This is a genomic window from Mesorhizobium sp. M7A.F.Ca.US.007.01.2.1 (assembly GCF_003998165.1).
Classification (GTDB): domain Bacteria; phylum Pseudomonadota; class Alphaproteobacteria; order Rhizobiales; family Rhizobiaceae; genus Mesorhizobium; species Mesorhizobium ciceri.
The window spans coordinates 1-3,056 of record NZ_RZQP01000398.1 but is presented as its reverse complement, the minus strand read 5'-3'; the positions used below and the strand labels follow the sequence as shown (position 1 = coordinate 3,056).

Annotated in this window: 3 protein-coding genes; 2 read left to right on the top strand and 1 reads right to left on the bottom strand. The window is 64.2% G+C overall.

The window, feature by feature from the left end; translation table 11 throughout:
* Together EN949_RS34240 and bchE are read left to right on the top strand one after the other, a co-directional pair.
* Positions 1–276, top strand: a 276-nt coding sequence (locus EN949_RS34240; RefSeq protein WP_164782645.1) for an Lrp/AsnC ligand binding domain-containing protein, incomplete at its 5' end; no start/stop codon positions are given.
* Positions 277–393: 117 nt separating this feature from the next.
* On the top strand, positions 394–1,962 hold the full coding sequence (gene bchE / locus EN949_RS34235) for a magnesium-protoporphyrin IX monomethyl ester anaerobic oxidative cyclase (RefSeq protein ID WP_063169721.1): 1,569 nt from the start codon (positions 394–396) through the stop codon (positions 1,960–1,962).
* Positions 1,963–1,970: 8 nt separating this feature from the next.
* Here the strand turns inward: bchE and argB are convergent, their stop codons facing one another.
* Positions 1,971–2,864: an acetylglutamate kinase gene (gene argB / locus EN949_RS34230; RefSeq protein WP_013528489.1), complete on the bottom strand. Its 894-nt coding sequence runs from the start codon at positions 2,862–2,864 to the stop codon at positions 1,971–1,973.
* Positions 2,865–3,056 lie beyond the last annotated feature (192 nt).

Sequence of the window (3,056 nt, the reverse complement as noted above, 5' to 3'; positions counted from 1 at the left end):
GTGTTCATCCAGGTGCGCCTCGTCAGCCACAGCGACGGCTCGCCCGAAAGCTTCATCGCCGCCGTGCAGCGCATGGACGAGGTTTCCTCGTGCTGGACGATGACCGGCGACCATGACTTTCTGCTGCATGTCATGGTGCCGTCGGTCGACGAGCTCAACGCTTTCGTCATGCACCGGCTGATGCGGCTCGACGGCGTGCGCGACGTCCACACGCAGTTGGTGCTGCAGAACATCAAGGGCCCGGGCCATGTGCCGCTCGGGCATCTCAGGCGATGACAATGCCTGCCCTTCGCACTCCTTGAGGAAAAGCTGCACGCAAACTGCTGAAACGGGCCAAGCACGTGTCCACATCGCCGGCCAGCTTGTGCGGACCAACTGCCCAGGAGGTCCGCCATGAAAATCGTCCTGATCAATCCGCCGCACACCGCCATCGGCAGCCGCGTGCCCGACGATCACCTGCCGCCGCTCGGCCTGCTGGCGATCGGCGGGCCGCTGATCGATGCCGGCCATCAGGTGCGCCTCGTCGACGCCGAGTTCGGGCCGATGCCGCTCGATGACGTCGTGCGCAGCGCACTGGAGGACCACCCCGACTTCGTCCTGATCGGCCATTCCGGCTCGACCTCGGCGCACCCGACCGCCTTGGTGATCGCGCGCATGATCAAGGAGCGCGAGCCGGCGACCATCATCATCTATGGCGGCGTTTTCCCGACCTATCATTGGCGCGACATCCTGGCCGCTACCGATGCCTTCGACTTCATCGTGCGCGGCGAGGGCGAAGCGACGGTGGTGGCGCTGATCGAAGGGCTGGAGATGCGCCAGCCGCCGGCGAGCGTGGCCGGCATCGCCTATCGCGACGATCTCAGCCGCCCCTTCGCCACACAGGCGGCCATGACCATTGCCGACCTCGACGCCTACCGCGTCGGCTGGGAACTGATCGACCATCCCAGTTACAGCTACTGGGGCGGCAAGCGGGCCGTGGTCATGCAGTTTTCGCGCGGCTGTCCGCATCTGTGCAACTATTGCGGCCAGCGCGGCTTCTGGACCCGCTGGCGGCATCGCGATCCGGTGAAATTCGCCAGGGAGATCGCATGGCTGCATCGCCAACATGGCGTCGAGCTCATCAATCTTGCCGACGAGAATCCGACGGTCTCGAAGAAAGCCTGGCGGGCCTTCCTCGATGCCCTGATCGCCGAGAACGTGCCGGTGCTGATCGTCGGTTCGACCCGTGCCGACGACATCGTGCGCGATGCCGACATCCTGCATCTCTACCGCAAGGCCGGTGTCATCCGCTGGCTGCTCGGCATGGAAAACACCGACGAGCAGACGCTTCAATTAATCCGCAAGGGCGGCAGCACCTCATCCGATCGCGAGGCGATAAGGCTGCTGCGTCTCAGCGGCATCCTGTCTATGGCGACCTGGGTGTCCGGCTTCGAGGACGAAGGGTTTCGCGACCTGTGGCGCGGCTTTCGCCAACTCATCGCCTACGACCCCGACCAGATCCAGGCGCTTTATGTGACGCCGCATCGCTGGACGCCGTTCTTCCGCATCGCGCGGGATCGCAAGGTGATCCAGCAGGATGCGCGCCTGTGGGACTACAAGCACCAGGTGCTGCAGATGACGCGGCTGAAGCCGTGGATGCTGTTCTTCAGCGTCAAGCTGATCGAGCTGGCGGTGCAATCACGGCCGAAGGCGCTGGCCCGCATCCTGTTCCACAAGGATCCCGAGCAGCGCCATTCGATGCGCTGGTACACACAGATGGGCCGCCGCGTGTGGTTCCGCGAGGTCTGGGGCTTTCTGGTCCGCGACATCAGGGTGAAAGACGGCCCGACGCTGGCCGAATTCTGGGGCGCGCCGCAGGATGCCGAGGAGGAATCGATGTCCGTTCGACGCCCGGCCAGAAAGCCCGCCATTCCCACCATCGACAATATTGAAGATGCCGAGGCGAGAAAGTTAGCCGGCTGACGAGCCCCTCAGGGCACGATCAGCGTGCCGGCGCCATGTTCGGTGAACAGTTCCAGCAGCACCGCATGCGGGGTCTTGCCGTTGAGGATGACAACGCCTTCGACGCCGCGCTCGATCGCTTCGATGCAGGTCTCGACCTTGGGGATCATGCCGCCCGAGACCGTGCCGTCCTTGATCAGCGCCTTGGCCTCGGCCACGGTCAGTTCGTCGATCAGCTTCTTGTTCTTGTCGAGCACACCCGGCACGTCGGTGAGGAATAGCAGGCGCGTCGCCTGGCAGGCGCCGGCAATGGCGCCGGCGAAGGTGTCGGCGTTGATGTTGTAGGTGTGGCCATCGCGTCCCGGCGCCACCGGCGCCAGCACCGGGATCATTTCGGAGCGTGCCAGAAGATCGAGCAAGGTACGGTCGACCTCGACCGGCTCGCCGACGAAGCCGAGATCGAGCACGCGCTCGATGTTGGAGTCCGGATCGATCATGGTCTTGCGGGCCTTTTCGGCGAACACCATGTTGCCGTCCTTGCCGCACAGGCCGATCGCCCATTCGCCCTCGGCGTTGATCAGCGCGACGATCTCCTTGTTGATCGAACCGGCCAGCACCATTTCGACGATCTCGACCGTCTTCTGGTCGGTGACGCGCAGGCCGCCTTCGAACTTGGATTCGATGCCCATCTTGGCCAGCATGGCGCCGATCTGCGGGCCGCCGCCGTGGACGACGATCGGGTTGACGCCGGATTGCTTGAGCAGCGCGATGTCGCGCGCGAAGGCCTTGCCGAGCTCGATGTCGCCCATGGCATGGCCGCCATATTTCACCACGACCGTCTTGTGCTCGTAGCGCTGCATGTAGGGCAGCGCCCGCGACAACAGGGCTGCCTGCATTTCGGCGGTGGCGGTTATTTCCGTCATCGGCTTTTTTCCCTGGAGATCGGTAAGGACGGCGGCGTCTTAGCGGGAATTGGCGCCGCCCGCAAATGGCTTTGCTGTCATATTCGAGCGCTTCACGACCTCGTCATCGTGTCGGCACCATCAGCGGCGCCCTGCGACCCAGCCAACCCGAGATCTTCTCCATCTGCGCGGCGAGCGACAAAAGCGTCTCCT

Bases quoted from the DNA above. Each gene is read 5' to 3' on its own strand.
- bchE (WP_063169721.1), top strand. From the start codon at position 394: ATGAAAATCGTCCTGATCAATCCGCCGCACACCGCCATCGGCAGCCGC.
- argB (WP_013528489.1), bottom strand. From the start codon at position 2,864: ATGACGGAAATAACCGCCACCGCCGAAATGCAGGCAGCCCTGTTGTCG.